The organism is Streptomyces sp. CA-243310, from assembly GCF_050936775.1.
GTDB lineage: Bacteria > Actinomycetota > Actinomycetes > Streptomycetales > Streptomycetaceae > Streptomyces.
In genome coordinates, this window is record NZ_JBNJMF010000001.1 from 3,243,438 (window position 1) to 3,261,317 (window position 17,880).

The window sequence follows — 17,880 nt, forward strand, 5'->3', positions numbered from 1 at the left end:
CGTCGTCTCACACCGGCGTCGGCCGGGAGCCCGGCAGGTCCTCCGGTAGGAGCAGCCGCAGATCGTCCAGGCCCGGCGCCGTGAACGCCCCGAGCCGGCGCGCCTGTTGCGTCATCATCTCCTCCACCAGGATGCGTCCCGTGCGGGCGTTGCCGAACGACCGGTCGCGCGGCAACGCCGCCACGTACGCGCGCAGCGCCTCCACCGTCGGCGCCGGGCAGTCGTATCCCGAGTCGGCGGCCTGCGCGGTGATGATCCCCACCAGCTCCTCCACCGTGTAGTCCTCGAACTCGACCGTGCGGGTGAAACGCGAGGTCAGACCGGGGTTGGAGTCAAGGAAGCGGCGCATCTCGGCGGTGTACCCGGCGGCGATGACCACCACCTCGTCGCGGTGGTCCTCCATCAGCTTGAGCAGCGTCTCCACCGCCTCCCGCCCGAAGTCCGACGGAGAGCCCTCCGGGGTCAACGTGTACGCCTCGTCGATGAACAGCACACCTCCCAGGGCCCGTTCGAAGACCTCCTTGGTCAACTGCGCGGTGTGGCCGACGTACCTGCCGACGAGATCGGTGCGCGCCACCTCCACCAACTGGCCCTTGGGCAGCACCCCGAGGGAGTGCAGGATGCCCGCGTACAGCCGGGCGACCGTCGTCTTGCCGGTGCCGGGCGGGCCGGAGAACACCAGGTGTTGGCTGATCCTGGGGGCGGGAAGCCCGGCGGCCCGCCGCTGCCGGGCGGCGGCGAGCAGATGCACCTGGTCGGTCACCGCCCGCTTCACCGCGGACAGGCCGATCATGCCGTCCAGACGGGTGAGCAGCTCCTCGGAGCTGTCGGCGCCCCGATCGGCGCCACCCTCCTCGACGGCCACGTCCTCGGGCAGCAGCAGCGACAGGTCGCTCTCCGCGGGATCCGCCATCGAGCCCAGCCGGAAGGCCTGCCGATCCACCATCTCCTCGAACACCCGGCGTGCCGCCCGGCCGTTGCCGAAGGCGGCGCCCCGCTCCATCCGACCGTAGTGGCCGGCCAGGGCGTCGAGGGTGCTCGGGTCCAGCGCGTAGTGGTGGGCCTCGCACATCCGCTCGGTGATGGTGACCAGCTCCTCCACCGAATAGTTCGCGAAGTCGATGGTGCGGGTGAAACGGGACGCCAGACCCGGGTTGGAGTCCAGGAAGGCGGCCATCTCGTCGGTGTAGCCGGCCGCGATGACCACGACCTCGTCGCGATGGTCCTCCATGAGCTTCAACAGGGTGTCGATGGCCTCCCGACCGAAGTCGGCGCCGCCGCCCTTGCCGTCGGACAACAGCGTGTACGCCTCGTCCAGGAACAGCACCCCGCCGAGGGCCTCCCTGAACGCCTCCGTCGTCTTGATCGCCGTGCCGCCGATGACCTGGGCGACCAGATCGGCCCGGGACACCTCGACCAGATGGCCGGAACGCAGCACCCCCAACTCGGTGAGGATGCCGCCGTACAACCGGGCCACGGTGGTCTTGCCGGTGCCGGGCGGCCCGGAGAACACCAGGTGCCGGCTCATCGGAGGCATCGGCATGCCGAGCCGGGACCGGCGCTGCGCGAGCTGGTTCAGGTTCACCAGCGTCTTCACCTGGTGCTTCACGTCCGCGAGGCCGATCAGCGATTCCAGCTCCTCCTGCGGACCGCGCGGAGCGACCCGGGCCGGCCCCCGCGACTCCCCGACCCCGGCCGCTCCGGCGCCCCACGCGTCGGCCGAGCCGTTGCCCGCGCTGGTCAGGTCCTCCACGACGAGCCGATCACCGGCCCGGGTCTGCTTCAGGCCGGCGCCCCGGTTGTCCCGCACCGCGCAGCCCGTCGCGGTGATCGGCTCGGCGCTGTCCACCCGGATTCCGTCGCCGAGGCTGCCGCTCACCAGACAGGCGTCCAGCGCGAGCCGGGCGCCGTCGGAGGCCATCACCCCATGGGCCCCCGAGTCGGTGACCTCGGTACGCAGGAGCGACAGTTCACCGCCCTTGTCCACTCCGACGCCGGACGCGCCGGAACCGTGCACACGACAGTCCCGTACGGTGCCCAGCCCGTCCGCGCCGACCCGTACGCCCGTGTCCGCCGAGGCGCGGACGGCGGTGTCCCGCAGGTGAGGGTTTCCGCCGCCGGCGATCCGTACACCGCACGCCCCGGAGCCCTCGATCTCGCACAGCTCCAGCCGGCCGCGCCCCCCGTCCACGACCTCCACGCCGTGGCTCCCCGCGGACGTCACACGGGCGTGCCGCAACACCGGGTTGGCGCCGCCGCGGATCAGGATCCCGGTTCCGGCCGCGTCCGCGACGTGCAGACGGTCGAACTCGGCCGCCGAGTTCTCGTCCAGCACCACGGCGCCCAGCGGGTCGGCGCAGTCCCGCACGGTGATGTCGGTCAACGACGGCGCGCCGGCACCGATGACCCGCACGGCCGGACCGCCGGCCGTGTCGAACTCGCACTCCCGGAACACGCCCCGGGACCGCTCGGTGACGGCCAGGCCGTTCCCCTTGGTCCGCGAGGTGCGACAGCGCACCAGTTCCGGGGCGGCGCCCGAGGCCACCACGATGCCGGGGCCGTCGATGTCGGTGACGGTGACCTCCTCCAGCACCGGCCGGGAGTCGCTGGTCACATAGACCCCCACGGCCGCGCCGTGGATCCGCGTGCGCGACACGCGCGTCGCGCTGCTCCCCTCCAAGGCAAGAGCGGGCTTCTCCGTGCCGGTGATCTCGCAGTCCTCCACCACCCCCTGCGCCTCACCGTTGGCGAGCACCCCGTTGCCCCGGGCGTCACGGATCCGGCAGTCACGGACCGTGGTGCGGCCCTGCTCGCCGATGACCACGCCCGAGGTGCCCAGGTTCTCGATGACACAGCCGGCCACCACCGTCCCGGTCGGCACGGTGTCGACGACGCCCGCCCCGACCGGGTTGCTGATCCGGCAGTCCCGCACCGCGAGCGACCCGGACTCGCGGGCCAGCAGGGCCGTCCACCCGGAGCCGACGACGGTGCAGCCGTCCATGGCGACCTGACCGCGCACCGCGTCCACCACCGGCACGTCCTCCGTGCCGCCGCGCAGCGTGAGATCGGTCAGCATCACGGCGTCGGCGATCAGGGAGACGGCACTGCCGCGGCGCGGGCAGATCTCGACGCTCCCGCGCTCGCCGTCGGCGACGATCGTGACCCGGTTGCGGACCGTCAGGTTCTCCGGGTACCGGCCGGGCCGTACCCGGATCACTGCTCCGGTGCGGGCCTGTGCCAACGCCTCACCGATGGTTCGGAACCCCTGCGGTTCCTCCGGGCTGACGGTGAGCAACTGCCGTGACACGCTGGTCCTCCTCGCTCCGACGCCGTCTCCGCCCCCTGCGGGGGCGATGCGACGCACCGCTTGCAGGCTACGTGAGGGGGACGGCGATCTACCAGGTGGAGCAGGCCAGTTCACGCCGCGGTCGTGGGACGCGGGCCGAATCGGCCCTGTCGGGCGCTGCGTTGCGCCACTCGGCACACCGCCTAGGATGCGCGCCATGAGACACGCGCTTTCCCGTGCACCGGCCTCGGCGGCGGCACTGGCCGCGGTGATGCTCTCCGCGGTGTGGCCGGCGCCCGCGGTGGCGGACTCCGACCCCGTCGCCCTGCCTCCGGTCCGCTCCTCGCTGGCGGCGGACGAACCCTGCGCCGCGGCTTCCGGGCAGGTCGCCGAGACGGAACCCTGGCCGGTGCGGGCGCTCGGCCTGACTCGTGCCCGGCGCGTCTCCGAGGGTGCCGGGGTGACCGTCGCGGTGGTCGACACCGGTGTGGGGTCCGGGGTCCCGGCGCTCGCCGGTCGGGTCCGTCACATCGGCCCCGCGGACCAGGACTGCGTGGGCCACGGCAGTTTCGCCGCCGGACTGATCGCCGGGGCGCCGCTGCCCGGCGTGGGCACGGTCGGCGTGGCGCCCGCGGCGCGGCTCCTGGCGATACGGGGCACCGACGAACGCGGCGTCGCCACACCGGAGTCGCTGGCCGGCGCCATCCGAACCGCCGCCGACGAGGGCGCCGGGGTGGTGTACGTCGCGTCAGCGCTGCCGACCGGCGCCGGCGTGCTCACGGACGCGGTCGCCCACGCGGCGGGACGCGACGCCCTGGTCGTCGCCCCCTTCGCCCCCGACCTGCCCCCCGGGGCCGGCGACGCGAGCCCCCCGGCGCAGCCCTGGTACTGGCCGGCGGCGGCCCCGCACGCCCTGTCCGTCATGGACTACGGACCCGGCGGCGGGCGTCCGGACCGGGCGCCGACGGCGGTCGGCGCCGACCTGGCGGCGCCGGGGGACGCGGTGGTCGGCCCCGGACCCCGGGGCGCGGGCCACTACCTCGGTTCGGGTTCCTCGCTCGCCGCCGCCCACGTGGCCGGGGCCGCGGCCCTGGTCCGATCACGCCACCCCGAGCTGACGGCGGACCAGGTCCGCGACCGGCTCGTCGTGTCCGGCTATCCGGACACCACCCCGAGGCTGGACCCGTACGCCGCACTGACGGCCGTGCCGGCCGACCGCGCCGCCCCGGTCCCGGGCCCCGGGCCCGCCCGGGTGCCGGACCCGGCGCCCGCCGCACCCCGGCAGCGGGCCCTCGTCGTCGCCGCGGCGGGCGGCGGCCTGGTGCTCCTGGTGGCCGCCGCCGCGGTGGTGGTCCCCCGGGGCCGGGCCCGCGGGTGGCGCCCCCCGGGCCGGGACCCGGGGTCCTCGCCCGGCCCGGACCGGGACTGACCGCGGCTCCCCTCAGGACTCCGGGTCCCCCAGGAACGCGGTCTGGACCTGCACCGTGCGGCGTCGGGCGATGCGGGTGGCGCGTCCGGGCGGCAGCAACCTGCCCTTGGTGTTGCCGAGCACGTACCCCTCGGACGGCGGGCAGGAGAACAACAGGGAGGGCGTGTTGACCTCCTGGAGGCGACGCATCAGCGCGTCGCCCATGCCGCGCCCGGCCCCGCTCGCGGAGCGGGCGACGATCAGGTGCAGTCCGACCTCCCAACCCAGCGACAGGTGCGGCAGCAGCGGGTCGAAGGGCGGGTGCGCGGGGTTGGTGCCCACCATGTCGTAGTCGTCCACGAGGATGAACAGCCGGGGACCGGTCCACCAGTCGGCGAGCCGCATGCGGGCCGGGGCGATGTCCGGTCCCGGCACCCGTGTCCGTACCGCGCGGGCCGCACCGTCCACCAGGTCCTTCAGCGCGTCGATGGAGACCGCGTGCCCGAGCCGGTAGGTGTCCGGGATGGCCTCGACCAGCTCGCGCCGGTAGTCCACCACCATGATCCTGGCCTCGGCCGGCGTGTACCGGTCCATGATGGCCCGTGCCGCGAGCCGGAGCAGGTTGGTCTTGCCGCTCTCGGTGTCCCCGACCGCGATCATGTGCGGACTTTCGCTGAAGTCGTGCCACACGGTCGCCAGTTCATCCTCCTCCAGGCCCAGGGGAACCCGGAAGTTCCCCTCGGGGGCCGGCAGCTCGGCCACGGGCAGCTCGGTCGGCAGCATCCGTACCTGTGGGGCAGGCGGGCCGCTCCAGCTCTCCCGGACCGCCGCGACCAGAGCTGCCACGCCCTCCGTCAGGTCGTCGGTCCGCTCGCCACCGTCGATGCGGGGCAGGGCGGTCAGATAGTGCAGCTTGCCCTCCCGGGTCAGGCCCCGGCCGGCGACCCGGGGCACGGTCGCGGCCCGCCGGATGTCGATCTCCGAGTCCATGGCGTCGCCCATCCGCAGCTCCAGGTGGGTGCCCGCCTGGTCCCGCACCGCCGACGGCAGCTCCACCCAACGCGCCGTGGTCACGATGAGGTGCACGCCGTAGTTGAGACCGCGCGCGGCGATGGCACCGAAGGTCGGAACGTGGCGGTCGTAGTCCTGCCGCACCGTGGACCAGCCGTCGATCACCAGGAACACGTCGCCGTGGTCCTCGGCGGGGAACTCGCCGGCGGCCCGGCGGCGCCGGAAGGTGGCCATGGAGTCGATGCCGTGCTCCAGGAAGAACTTCTCCCGCGCCGCCAGCAGCGTGGTCACCTCGGCGATCGTCCGGCCCACCCGTTCGCCGTCCATGCGCGCCGCGACACCGCCCATGTGCGGCAGCCCGGCCAGCCCCGACAGGGTCCCACCGCCGAAGTCCAGGCAGTAGAACTGCACTTCGCGCGGTGTGTGGGTGAGGGCGAGGGACGCCAGGATGGTGCGCACCATCGTGCTCTTGCCGCTCTGCGGGCCGCCGGCGACGGCGATGTGGCCGCCGACCCCGGACAGGTCCACGGTCAACAGGTCGCGCAACTGGTCGAAGGGCCGGTCCACGATGCCGATCGGTACCTTCAGTCGCCCCCGGTCCGGCCCGTCCACCGTGGTCAGACCACGCTCCGGGTCGGGCGTCAGCGGCGCCAGGATCTGGTCGAGCGTCGCCGGCAGGTCCAGCGGCGGCAACCACACCTCGTGCGCCGGCGGGCCCGCCCCGAGGAGCCGCTCCACGGCCACGGACAGCAGCGAGTCACCGCCCTCCTCCGCCTCGGGCTCGGGCGCCGGCAGGTCGGGCACCGTACGCGGCACCACGTACCCCGTGCTCCACGGCACGGTCTGGCCGGCGGCCCGCGCCTGGCTCGCGCCGCCCCGCCGGTGCCGGTAGGGCCCGGACACGTACGCCGCCCGGAACCGGGTCAACGCGTCGACCCCTGACTTGAGGAAGCCGCCGCCCGGAGCCGACGGCAGCTCGTAGGCGTCCGGTACCCCCAACACCCCGCGGCTTTCCATGGCCGAGAAGGTGCGCAGCCCGATCCGGTACGACAGATGGCTCTCCAACTGGTGCATCCGGCCCTCGTCCAGGCGCTGCGAGGCCAGCAGGAGGTGCACGCCGAGGCTGCGGCCCAGACGGCCGATCATCACGAACAGCTCCATGAACTCCCTGTGCGCCGCCAGCAGTTCACTGAACTCGTCGACGATCACGAACAGGCTCGGCAACGGGGCCAGCGGGGTCCCGGCCGCCCTCGCCTTCTCGTACTCCAGCGCCGAGGTGTAGTTCCCGGCGGCCCGCAGCAGCTCCTGGCGGCGGATGAGCTCACCGTGCAGGGCGTCCTGCATGCGCGAGACGAGCGCGGCCTCGTCGGCCAGGTTGGTGATGACCGCAGAGGTGTGGGGCAGTTCGTCCAGGCCGAGGAACGTGGCACCACCCTTGAAGTCCACCAGGACGAAGTTCAGCGTCTCGGAGGAGTTGGTCAGGGCCAGCGCCAGCACCAGGGTGCGCAGCAACTCGCTCTTGCCGGAGCCGGTCGCGCCGATCAGCATGCCGTGCGGACCGGTGCCGCCCTGCGCGGACTCCTTGATGTCCAGCTCGACCGGAGCCCCGTCCGCGCCCACCCCGATCGGCACCCGCAGTCGGCTCGGCCCCGTTCCGCGCCGCCACAGCGTGTCCGCCGCGTGCCCGTACAGGTCCGAGATGCCCAGCAGAGTGGTCAACTCCACGTCCGTCGACAGGGGTTCGGCGCTGTCCGTGCCGATGCCCATCCGGTACGGGGCCAGGCGTCTGGCCAGCGCCGTGGCGCCCCGGGTACCGAAGGCGTCGGGGCGCCCCAGGGGTGCGACCTGCTCCTTGCGGTCACGGTCCGTGCGCACCAGCCGGAAGTCGCCGTCGGCCACCTCGAAGCGCAGTGTCACCCGGCCCGGTCGCCAACTCAGCGCCCCGGTCAGGTCGAGCACCACCGTGTTGCGCAGCCCGGGCCCGTCCAGCCGGTGCCCGCCGGGGACCGTGCCGCCGTCCACCACGATCACCGTGAACGGCTCCTCCCGGCCGGGCAGCGACTCCGGATCGAACGGCGGGCGTTCCAGGAACTCCGCGCCCAACAGGTCCTCCAGCTCACCGAGCGCCGACCCGGTCATCCGCGCCGGCCCCGCGCCGTCGGTCTCCTGTGGGTGCAGATGGTGCGGAAGCCACTTCGCCCACTCCCACTCCGCGCGCCGTTCGTCGGACACGCACAGCGCGATCCACAGGTCGTCGGGGGAGTGGAAGGCGGCCAACTGGGCCACGAGCGCCCGGGCCAGGGCGCGTATCCGTTCCTCGTCGCCCCGGAACAACACCCGAGCCCAGGCCCGCATGTTGATCGCGATCGGCTGGTCCGGCACGGTGGCGTACGCCCGGATGAAGCTGCGCAGCGCGTGGGCGGCGAGCGGTTCGAGGTCCTCGACCGGACTGGTCGCCATCGGATGGAGTCGCAGCCCCAGCTTCTGGTCGCCGACCGCCACCCGCACCTCGCCGAAGTCCTCGTCCTGCGGCCGCCGTTCCCACAGGCGCGTGGTGCCGACCAGGGACCACAGTGCGGCCGGGTCCGGATGCCGCCAGGCCAGGGCCCGCTGCTGGTCGATCACGGCCGCCCGCACCTTGCGCCGCGTCTGGGTGAGGTAGCGCAGGTAGTCGCGACGCTCGCCCTTGACGCGCTGCTTGCGCTCGCTGTTGCGGCGCATGACCTGGCCCAGCATCATGGCCGCCGAGGCGATCACCATCATGCCCAGCGCCAGATAGATGAACCCGCCGCCACCGGCCGCCCCGGGCCGGATGAACATCAGCATCATCGACACCGACATCAGCGCCATCGGCAGGTACGTCCACACCGCCGAGGAATCGGGCACCACCTCCGGGAGCACGGGCGGCTCCTGAAGGGTCAGTTCCCCGTCCGGCATCTCCGGGCCGCGCCTGCGGGCCGGCCTTCGGAACAGCACCACACTCACCGAACGGACTCCTCGCACCAGGGTCGCGGGCGTCGCCACACGCGCAGACGGCGAATACCTCGGACAGGTGAGTGATACTACGATCGTTCGTGCTGACCGCCCAAGGCCCAACCAGCGCTCCGTCGGCGCCCGTTGGCCTGCCGATCGAACCCGGAGAGGCGTGAGCCAGACCGATGAGTGACAACCAGGTGGCCGGATTGTGTCGCCTGACCGTACGCGCCCCCGCCCGCACCGTGGACCTCGCCGTCCCCGCCGACGTCCCCGTGGCCGACCTGCTGCCCGCCGTCCTCGGCTACGCCGGGGACGACCTGGCGGAATCCGGGATCGACCACGGCGGCTGGGTGCTCCAACGCCTCGGTGGCGAACCGCTGGACGAGGAACACACCCTCGACTCCCTCGACCTGCGCGACGGCGAGACCCTCTACCTGCGCCCGCGCACCGAGGCCCTGCCCGAAGTGCACCTGGACGACCTGGTGGACGGCATCGCCACGGCGCTCCAGCGGCAGCCCCACGGCTGGACCCCCGCCGCCGCCCGCGCGCTGCTGCGCGCCTCGGCCGTCACCGCGCTCCTCGCCGGCCTGGCGGTGCTCGCCCTGCCCGGCGGTTCCGGCGACACCCGCGCCGTCTGCGCCGCCGCGGCGGCGCTGTTGCTCCTCGCCGGCGCCGCAGCGGCGGCCCGCGCCGTCGGTGACGGCGGCGCGGGAGCCGCCCTGGGTCTGATGGCCGGTCCCTACCTCGCGCTCGCCGGATGGCTCCTGCCCGGCGGGGCCGTCACCGGCCCGCACGGCCAGGAGGGGCTGGCCGCCCGGCTGCTCGCCGCGTCCGTCGCCGGAGCGGGCGGGGCGGTCCTGGCGCTGGCCGCGGTCGCCGCGTACGCCGCGCTCTTCCTGGCCCCCGCCGTGCTCGCCGGCTTCGGCGCGCTCACCGGCGCCGTGATGCTCGTCGCCGGACTGCCGCTCGGGGAGGCAGTCGCCGTGACGGCCCTCCTCGCCGTCCTCCTCGGCGCGTTCGTGCCCTCGCTCTCCTTCCGCATGGCGGGCCTGCGCATGCCACCGCTCCCCACCAACGCACAGCAGCTCCAGGAAGGCATCGAACCCCACCCGACGGCCACCGTCACCGCGCGCTCCGTGCTCGCCGACGGCTGGATGAGCTCCCTGTACGGGGCGGTCGGACTGGTCTGCACCGGCTGCCTCACCGTGCTCGCCCGGCACACCGGGCTCGCGGAAGTGTGCACCTCGGCCGTGCTCGCGCTGCTGCTCCTGCTGCACTCCCGCGGACTCGGCAACGTGTGGCAGCGGTTGTCCCTGGTGGTGCCGGGCCTCTGGGGCCCGGTCCTGCTGGTGTGGACGGCCGCCGCGTCCCACACGCCGTCCGGCAGGCTCCTGCTCGTGGTGGCGCTGCTCGCCGGCGCCGCCGTGCTCGCCATCGCCTCCTGGACCGTGCCCGGCCGCCGACTCGTGCCGTACTGGGGCCGCGCGGCCGAGTTGTTCCACTCGGCGGCGGCCATCGCCCTGCTGCCGCTGGTCCTGTGGGTGCTCGGCGTCTACGGGGCCCTCCGGTCCCTCAACGGCTGATCCGGGGAGCGCCACGATGCAGTCGAAACGCGACCAGGTCCAGGCCCACATGTTCGTCATGGGTCGTCTCACCTCCGCCATGCTCCGCAGTGACCCGGACGCCCCGGAAAGCCCGCAGGGACGCACCAACCGCGGCATCGCCATCGGCGTGGTCATCGCCGTTCTGCTGTCGGCCGGCGCGTTCGTGTTCGGCCTCTTCAAACCCGGGACCAAGGACTCCTGGCGGCAGCCGGGCACCCTCGTCGTCGCCAAGGAGACCGGCTCGCGCTACCTCTACCTGGAGGGCAGGCTCCGGCCCGTGCGCAACTACACCTCCGCGCGCCTGCTCGCCGGAGCCGACCTCAAGGTCACCTCGGTCGGGAGCCGCTCACTCGCCGACACCCCGCGCGGCGCACCCGCCGGCATCGCCGGCGCGCCGGACACGCTGCCCACCGCCGACCGCCTGGACACCACGCCCTGGCAGGTGTGCTCCGGGATCCCGAGCGGCTCCGCCACCACCGTCCTGGCGATCGGCGCGCCCGCCGGCGGTCGTGGACTGGGCGACGACGAGGCGCTGTTGGTGGTCGGGCCCGACCGGGCGGAGCACCTGGTGTGGCGCGGCAGCCGCCTGCGTCTGGGCGACGAGGTCAAGGCCGCGCAGGCGCTGGGTTACGACGCCCGGCCCCGCACACGGGTCTCGGCGGCCTTCCTCAACGCCCTCCCCGAGGGGCCCGACCTGACCCCGCCGGAGGTGACCGGCCGCGGTTCGGACGGTCCGCGGCTCGGCGGTCGCGAGACCCGCGTCGGCCAGGTCTTCCGGATCACGGTGCCCGGCTCGGCCGCCCGCTACTACCTGCTGCGCCAGGACGGCCTGGCCCCGCTCACCGCGACCGGCGCGGCCCTGGTCCTGGGCGATCCGCGGACCCGTCTCACGGCGTACGCGGGCGCCGCCCCGACCGCCGCCGAGCTGGGCGCCGACGCCTTGGACGGCCGTACCGCCCCCCTGCCGGCCGGGGGTACCGCCACCGGTCTGCCCGAGGCGCCGCCCCGGGCGGTCGTCCCCGCGACCGGCTCGACGGCGTGTGCCCGGATAGAGTCGGGCGGCGCCGGCAGCCGGGTGAGCGTCGCGCTCTCCCCGCTGGTCGGTCTCGGCCCGGCCGCGCAGCCCGCCCCGGACGGTCTGACCCCGGCCTGTACGCCCGTCGAGCGGATCACGGTCCGGCCGGGCGGCGGCGCCCTGGTGCGCGTGCTGGGCGCCGGTGGCGGCGAACTCGGCTCCACGCTCTACCTGGTGACCGACGGCGGAACGAAGTACCGGGTCGTCGGCACGGACACGCTCACCGCCCTCGGCTACGCGGGCGGTCAGGCCCGGGGACTGCCCTCACCGCTGCTGGCCATGCTCCCGACCGGACCCGACCTCAGCCCGCGGGCCGCCGCGACCGGTCGAGGGACCACGACCGCGACGCCCTGCCCGACGGGGGGCGCCGTATCCGATACCGCGAAGCGACCGTGAGGGACGCGTCGGAGAACCGTCCGGGAGAACCAGACGTCCTGTCCGTGTAGTTGACGCGAAATGCAGGGTCCATGGCCTACGAAGCTGGATTCTTGACATGGCATCACCGAGAATCCAGGTTGCGGCCATGTTGCGACAGACGACAACTGAGGTTCCAGGCAGCCCGGTTGAGTACCTTGTCGGCTGACGAAGGCCGCCCGCGGACGCCGGACCCGGCGTCACAGTGGGACTCGGCGGTGACAACCACCAGGAGGTGCGGCACATGGCAGGCTTCCAGCAGTCACAGGAACAGGCCACCCGGAACGGCATCATGGCACTGGAGCAGGCGTTCACCGGCGTGCAGAACTGCCGACAGGACGTGGAGAACATGAAGTTCAACCTGTCGTCCGGCCTCAAGGGCTCCGACGGCAAGGCGTTCCAGGACCTGCTCAAGCTCTGGGACGACCAGGCGGAGATCATCTCGCGCAACGTGCGGGACATGGTCGACACCCTGAACGAGACGCTGCGCACCCAGGGGCTCACCCAGGGATCCAACAACGAGAGCATCACCACCGCCTACAACCAGTCGCAGTCGGTGTTCGACACGCTCAGCGGCTGATCAGGCCATCTTTCCGGACCGGACCGCATCCCGGTGGGCCCGGTATCGCACGGACCGACCCCTCTCCTGTTCCCTCCAGTTGTGAGACGAGGCCCCACGATGAGCGACTTCACCGACGGTCACATCTACGTCGACTACCGGCACATGTCGAACGCGGCGGACGACATGGTCACCCAGACCAAGGCAATCGCGAGTGTTCTGGCCAACCTCGAAGCCGAGCTCCAGGAGCTCAAGCAGACCTGGGAAGGCGAGGACCGCCAGGTCTACAACGGCAAGCAGCAGGCGTGGGACAACGCCGTCGAGGCGATGAAGAACCTCCTGGCGAACCACTCCCGACTGCTGACCGACGTCTCCGACAACTACCAGTACAGCGAGAAGTCCCTCACCCAGATGTGGGGAGACGTGCGCATCGGCCGCTGACCCGGCCCTCGAAACCCCGAAACCGGCACGGGCCACCGGTCCGCGGGGGCGCGTCGAGAGCGCTCCCCGCGACCCGGCGGCCGGGCCGGCGGACGACCCTGGCGTACGAGCCGGCGACCCGGTCGGCGCACGAGCCGACGGCACCGGCCGGAGCCCCGGCAGGAGCAAGAGCGGGATCAGGAGCGGGACATGGCGGAGAACACCCCGGTCAACCTGGACAAGGCCTGGCTGGAGGACTTCCTCAACAACGACATCGCCGACTTCATCGCCGAGATCAAGAAGATCATGGGGGACGGTGTGGGTCCGGACGGGGCGGTGGTGCCTGCGCTGGACGCCCTCCTGTCGACGGGGGCCCACGGCGACTGGGCGCTGCCCGGGGCCGAACTTCCCCTCACCATCGGGGGAATGACCAAGGACGGCGCCACCAACGGCCAACACATCAAAGAGGCGGTGGAGGAGCTCATCGGCTCCGTCACCACCGTGCTGGAGGACCAGAAACTCCTCTTCGATGACATCGACGACAATCTGCGCACCAGTATCGACACCCTCCTCAAGGCCCAGGGCGACAATCTGGCCAAGATCGACGGGGACAAGTTCCTCGACATCTTCTCCGACGTCGACGGGTCCCTCGGCGGCCGTGACAAGGACGACGACTAGCAGGAACCGGACCGGCCCCCGCCCCGCCTCCCGACCGCCCGAGTCCCCGGAGCCCCGACCGTGCGTGAAGAGAACATCAAGCCGCTGACCTCGGACAACGATGCCTGGCACCAGGCCGTCAAGCTCTTCACCGGCTACGACGCGCCGCAGCGCCACACGCTCTTCGACGAACTCGCCGGCAACGCGGGCATCCCGCAGATGAAGGTGGAGATCAGCAAGCAGTCCCACGTCGACTACGCCGACCCGAACGACTTCAACTGGCGTGTGGAGAACGCGGGCTGGCGAATCGAGAACACCGACTTCGTCATCCCCTTCTACCTGACCGGCGGCGACAACCCGTCCAGCGGCGACCAGGTCTCCATGTACAAGGCCAGGATCACCCTGCTCGGCAACAAGGGAAGCGACGGCCCGCCGGCCGGTGGCGTGGTCGAGGGCGGGGAGTTCAAGAGCCAGTACGACAACCACCTCGGCCTGACGGGCGACGCCGCCGTCTGGACCACCCAGCCCCTCACCCAGTACAGCTACGGGACCGGCCGCGCACTGGAGGCCCTCCTGAACGACCGGGACGGCACGCACGGCTTCCACTGGAACGGGAAGAACGTCCCCAACGATCAGGCGGTCACCCTCACTTCCTTCGACACCGCGGCTTCGGCGTTCGACCGGGCCGCCCAGTTCTTCGTCGACCGCCGGGACGCGGTGGAGGAGTGGGAGCGCCGGATCGGTGTCGAGCAGAACGAGGCCTGGCGCGGCCAGGCGGCCGGGGTCTTCTGGAACCTGGTCCACACCCTCGGCAAGCAGTACGACGGCTACGCCAAGGACATGCGCCCCTCCGGTTCGACGGGTTCCAGGCAGGGCGACGAACTCCGGCAGGCCAAGACCGACTTCCGCAACGCCGCCTCCACCCTCCAACGCAGTTGGGCTCGTTGGGAGTACATGGAGGGCAACCCGTTGCGGTGGCTGCACGACCTGCTCGTGGAGATCACCGACCACGTGTGGGAACGCAACATCAAGATGATCACCTACAAGGTGCGTTCCAATCGGTACGGAACCACCACGACCTACCACGCCACGGCGGGCTTCGACCAGACCGCCACCCGGTTCGGAATGGGTGACAACTTCGGGCAGCTCGACGACCTCACCACCTGGAAGAAGGTGGGGGAGCGGGCCGTCCAGAACTGGCAGGCCTCCGTCATCGAGAGCCTGGAGGTACCCGCCAACGAGGCGATCCGCCAGGTCCACAACAGCTGGAGCACCAAGAACTTCGACCTCGGATCCGTGCGCACCCGCGGTGGCGGCGACCTCACCAGCTCCTACACCGAGGACAAGAACGAGAAGAAGGAGGCGGACGCCGCGAAGGCGGCGGCGGACGCCGCACGCAAGCAGGAAGAGTTCATGGCCTGGCAGAAGGAGCAGGCCGCCAAGGCGGAGGCGGAGGCCAAGCGCCGGGAGGAAGAGGCCAAGAAGGAACAGGAGCGCCGGGAGAAGGAGGCCGACGAGAAGGAGGCCCAGGCCAAGGCGGAACAGGAGCGCAAGGAGAAGGAGGCCGAGGAGAAGGAAGCCCGGCTCCGGGCCGAGCAGGAACGCAAGGAAGCCGAAGCGAAGGCCGAGCAGGAACGCAAGGAACAGGAAGCCAAGGCCGAACAGGGTCGCAAAGAGCAGGAGGTGGGCGAGAAGGAGGCCCAGGCCAAGGCCGAGCAGGAACGCAAGGAGGCCGAGGCGGAGGCGAAAGCCGGCGAGAAGGAGGCAGAGGCCGAGCGCCGGCAGGCAGAGGCCGAGGCCGAGGCGGAGCAGAAGGAAGGCGAGCAGGAGGCCAAGCAGGCCGAGGCGGAGGCCAAGGCCGAGGAGAAGCAGCGCGAGCAGGAGGCCAGGCAGGAAGAGGCCCAGCGCAAGCAGGAAGAGGCCCAACAGCGCCAGGAGCAGGTCCAGGCCACCCAGTTCAACCAGGCCCGCACCGACCAGGAACGGGCTCGCAAGGAGCAGGAGCAGAAGGAGGCCCAGGCCCAGGCCAAGGCCGAGGAGAAGGAGCGGGAAGCCGAGGCCAAGCAGGCGGAGGCGGAGGCAGAGGCCGAGCGCCGGCAGGCGCAGGCGCAGGAGAAGGCGGAGCGGAAGGAAGGCGAGCAGGAGGCCAGGCAGGCCGAGGCGGAGGCCAAGGCCGAGGAGAAGCAGCGCGAGCAGGAGGCCAAGCAGGAAGAGGCCCAGGCGAAGGCCGAGGCCGCTCAGCGGGAGCGCCAGGAGGAGCAGGGGCGACTCCAGACCGAACAGGAGCTTCGGCAGGAGCAACTGTTCACCGAGCAGGAGAAGCGCGAGGCCGAGCAGCGCGCCGAGGTGGAGGCCCGCCAGGCCGAGGCGCAGGCCCGCCAGGAGGCAGCCGTCGAACAGGCCCGGGCCGCGCACGAGAACGCCGGCGGCCGGCAACTTCCCGGCCTGGACCGGCCCGGCTCCGTGGACCTGCCGGGCGGGCAGCTGAACCCGGGCGACCTGTCGGGCGGACACCTGAACCCGGGCGACCTGTCCTCGCCGATGCCCGACCCGACCGGCAACCCCGTCTACTCGGACCACGGCATCACGATGCCCGACGGCAGCGCGACGACCATCGACGACCACGGCCGGATCGTCACGCACCACCCCGACGGGAGCACCGTCACCATCGACCCGGACCTCCACACCGCCACCGTCACCCGCCCCGACGGCACCTCCACGACCGGCCCCCTCAACATCGGTGACCGCCTGCCGCACTCCGACGGCAGCGTGTCCCACATCGGCGCCGACGGCCGGCTCGTCACCGACTACCCGGACGGCACGACCACCACCATCGATCCCGACACGGGCATCGGCATCACCACGCGCCCCGACGGCACCGTGATCAGCGGGCACCTGAACGGCGACGGGGTCCTGCCCGGTGGCCCCGGTTCCCACTCCTCGCTCCCCGGAGTCTCCCGCCCCTCCTCCCACGACGCTTCCCTGGGCTCGTACGAGGAGGAGCTGTACGACCACACCCCGTACCAGCCGTCGTTCGCGGGCAGCGCCACGGGCCCCGCTCCGGCCCACGGAGCCCTCGGTGACGTCGGCACCCCGCTCAACACCGGCTCGCTGCCCGGCTCCGGCTCCGGCGCGGGCAGCCCCGCCGGGCCGATGGGCACACCGATGGGCGGGATGGGCGGTCCCATGGGCGGGATGGGCGGCGGCGGGGGCGGCGGCGGGTCGGGCACCTCCGAGCGGGTCCGCAACGTCATCGACGACGGCCGGACGGGCGGCGGACCGCGCGGCGGTCGGCCACGTGCGGGAAGCCCGCGGGGGGTGCAGGAGGAGAACGACGTCCGGGTCTCCGCTCCCCGGACCGCCACCACGACCGGCGCCTCTCCGTTCGCGCCGATGGGCGGCGCGGCTCCCGGCGGGCAGCAGACCCAGAGCGGCGACCGCACCCGCGACGCCTGGGTGCAGGAGGAAGAGGACGTGTGGGGCACCGACGAGGGAGGCGCGCCCGCCGTGATCGGCCGATGACCCCCGACGCCGTTCCCCCGTCCGCCCGTCCGCCAGACCGCCAGACCGCCAGACCGTCAACCCGGGCGCCGGCCCGGACGACCGGAGGTACCACCGGTGACCGAACCGATCGAGCAGCGCATCGCCAAGGCCATGGCGGAACTGGAGTCCGTCAAGGCCGCCGTGGCCCGGGCCGAGGAGCAACTGGCCGACGCCGGCGCGACCGTACGTTCCCGCGACCGCTCCGTGGAAGTCACGGTCGGCTCGCGGGGCGAGCTGACCGGACTCAAGTTCCTCGACGGCAAGTACCGTTCGATGAACCCGGCCCAACTGTCCGCATCGGTGCTGGAAGCCGCCGAACGAGGACGGGCGCAGATGGCACGCCAGGTCATGGACCTCTTCGACCCCCTCACCCGGCCGAGTACCGCGACGCCCGAACTGCGCGGCATGACCGTCGACTGGGAGCGCATCTACGGCTCCGCCCTGCTCGACGAGGCCGAGGGCGAGCCGGTCCGCCGCCCGGGAGACCGGCTGCGAGACGAGATCCACGAGGACGCGGAAGACGGACACAGGGGAAGGAGCCGGTCATGAGCGGTGTGTACGAGGCGAGCCCGGAGGCGCTCAGGAGGGCCGTCGAACGCATGCGGCGACTGCCCGAACTGGCGCAGGGCCTCAGCCGGAGCTTCACCGCGGACGAGCGCAACTACACCCCGTGGCCCGGCTGGACGGACGACTTCGCCCTCCAGGTCCGCCCGGTCTACGAACGGAACAACGAGTACTGCCTGGGCACCGGGCGGGTGCTGTACGAAGCCCTCGACGGACTCGTGCAGGCCACGCTGGCGAACCTCGACAACATCGAGCGCACCCGTTCGTACTCCACCGAGCAGATCGCGGAGCACCGGCGCAGGACCCCCGACACGGTCTTCGACGACCCGGGCACCGGCGGGCGCCACTGACCGCGGGCGCCGC

11 protein-coding genes are annotated in these 17,880 nt (G+C 72.5%); 9 read left to right on the top strand and 2 right to left on the bottom strand.

Annotated elements, in window-relative coordinates:
* Positions 1 to 7 precede the first annotated feature (7 nt).
* Entirely contained in the window at positions 8 to 3,307 is a 3,300-nt protein-coding gene (locus ACQEVM_RS14370; protein WP_433078603.1) for a right-handed parallel beta-helix repeat-containing protein, read from the bottom strand.
* Positions 3,308 to 3,503: 196 nt separating this feature from the next.
* On the opposite strand from ACQEVM_RS14370, the gene ACQEVM_RS14375 reads away from it, so the two are divergent.
* The gene (locus tag ACQEVM_RS14375) at positions 3,504 to 4,715 is read left to right on the top strand and encodes a S8 family serine peptidase (RefSeq protein WP_433078605.1); all 1,212 of its coding nucleotides are present in this window, start codon (positions 3,504 to 3,506) and stop codon (positions 4,713 to 4,715) included.
* Positions 4,716 to 4,727: 12 nt separating this feature from the next.
* On the opposite strand, the gene eccCa is transcribed toward ACQEVM_RS14375, so the two are convergent.
* A complete protein-coding gene (gene eccCa / locus ACQEVM_RS14380) occupies positions 4,728 to 8,684 on the bottom strand; it encodes a type VII secretion protein EccCa (RefSeq protein WP_433080011.1) in 3,957 nt (1,318 codons plus the stop codon).
* A gap of 179 nt (positions 8,685 to 8,863) precedes the next feature.
* On the opposite strand from eccCa, the gene eccD reads away from it, so the two are divergent.
* The 8 genes from eccD to ACQEVM_RS14420 all read left to right on the top strand — a co-directional run bounded on the left by eccD (position 8,864) and on the right by ACQEVM_RS14420 (position 17,867).
* Positions 8,864 to 10,264, top strand: a complete 1,401-nt coding sequence (gene eccD, locus ACQEVM_RS14385) for a type VII secretion integral membrane protein EccD (protein WP_433078607.1) — start codon at positions 8,864 to 8,866, stop codon at positions 10,262 to 10,264.
* Positions 10,265 to 10,280: 16 nt separating this feature from the next.
* On the top strand, positions 10,281 to 11,756 hold the full coding sequence (eccB, locus tag ACQEVM_RS14390) for a type VII secretion protein EccB (protein WP_433078609.1): 1,476 nt from the start codon (positions 10,281 to 10,283) through the stop codon (positions 11,754 to 11,756).
* A 262-nt stretch (positions 11,757 to 12,018) separates the two neighbouring features.
* Positions 12,019 to 12,354, top strand: a complete 336-nt coding sequence (locus ACQEVM_RS14395) for a hypothetical protein (RefSeq protein ID WP_150521410.1) — start codon at positions 12,019 to 12,021, stop codon at positions 12,352 to 12,354.
* A 99-nt stretch (positions 12,355 to 12,453) separates the two neighbouring features.
* Positions 12,454 to 12,774: a WXG100 family type VII secretion target gene (locus ACQEVM_RS14400; protein ID WP_433078612.1), complete on the top strand. Its 321-nt coding sequence runs from the start codon at positions 12,454 to 12,456 to the stop codon at positions 12,772 to 12,774.
* Between the two features lie 189 nt (positions 12,775 to 12,963).
* Entirely contained in the window at positions 12,964 to 13,431 is a 468-nt protein-coding gene (locus ACQEVM_RS14405) for a type VII secretion system-associated protein (RefSeq protein WP_433078614.1), read from the top strand.
* Positions 13,432 to 13,491: 60 nt separating this feature from the next.
* Positions 13,492 to 16,932, top strand: coding sequence for an AAWKG family protein (locus ACQEVM_RS14410; RefSeq protein ID WP_433078616.1), 3,441 nt, complete (start codon positions 13,492 to 13,494; stop codon positions 16,930 to 16,932).
* Positions 16,933 to 17,028: 96 nt separating this feature from the next.
* Positions 17,029 to 17,502 carry a YbaB/EbfC family nucleoid-associated protein gene (locus ACQEVM_RS14415; protein WP_433078618.1) on the top strand — a complete coding sequence of 158 codons (474 nt, stop codon included), beginning with the start codon at positions 17,029 to 17,031 and terminating at the stop codon, positions 17,500 to 17,502.
* Entirely contained in the window at positions 17,499 to 17,867 is a 369-nt protein-coding gene (locus ACQEVM_RS14420) for a hypothetical protein (protein ID WP_351921475.1), read from the top strand. The genes ACQEVM_RS14415 and ACQEVM_RS14420 overlap by 4 nt, the downstream gene beginning before the upstream one ends.
* Positions 17,868 to 17,880 lie beyond the last annotated feature (13 nt).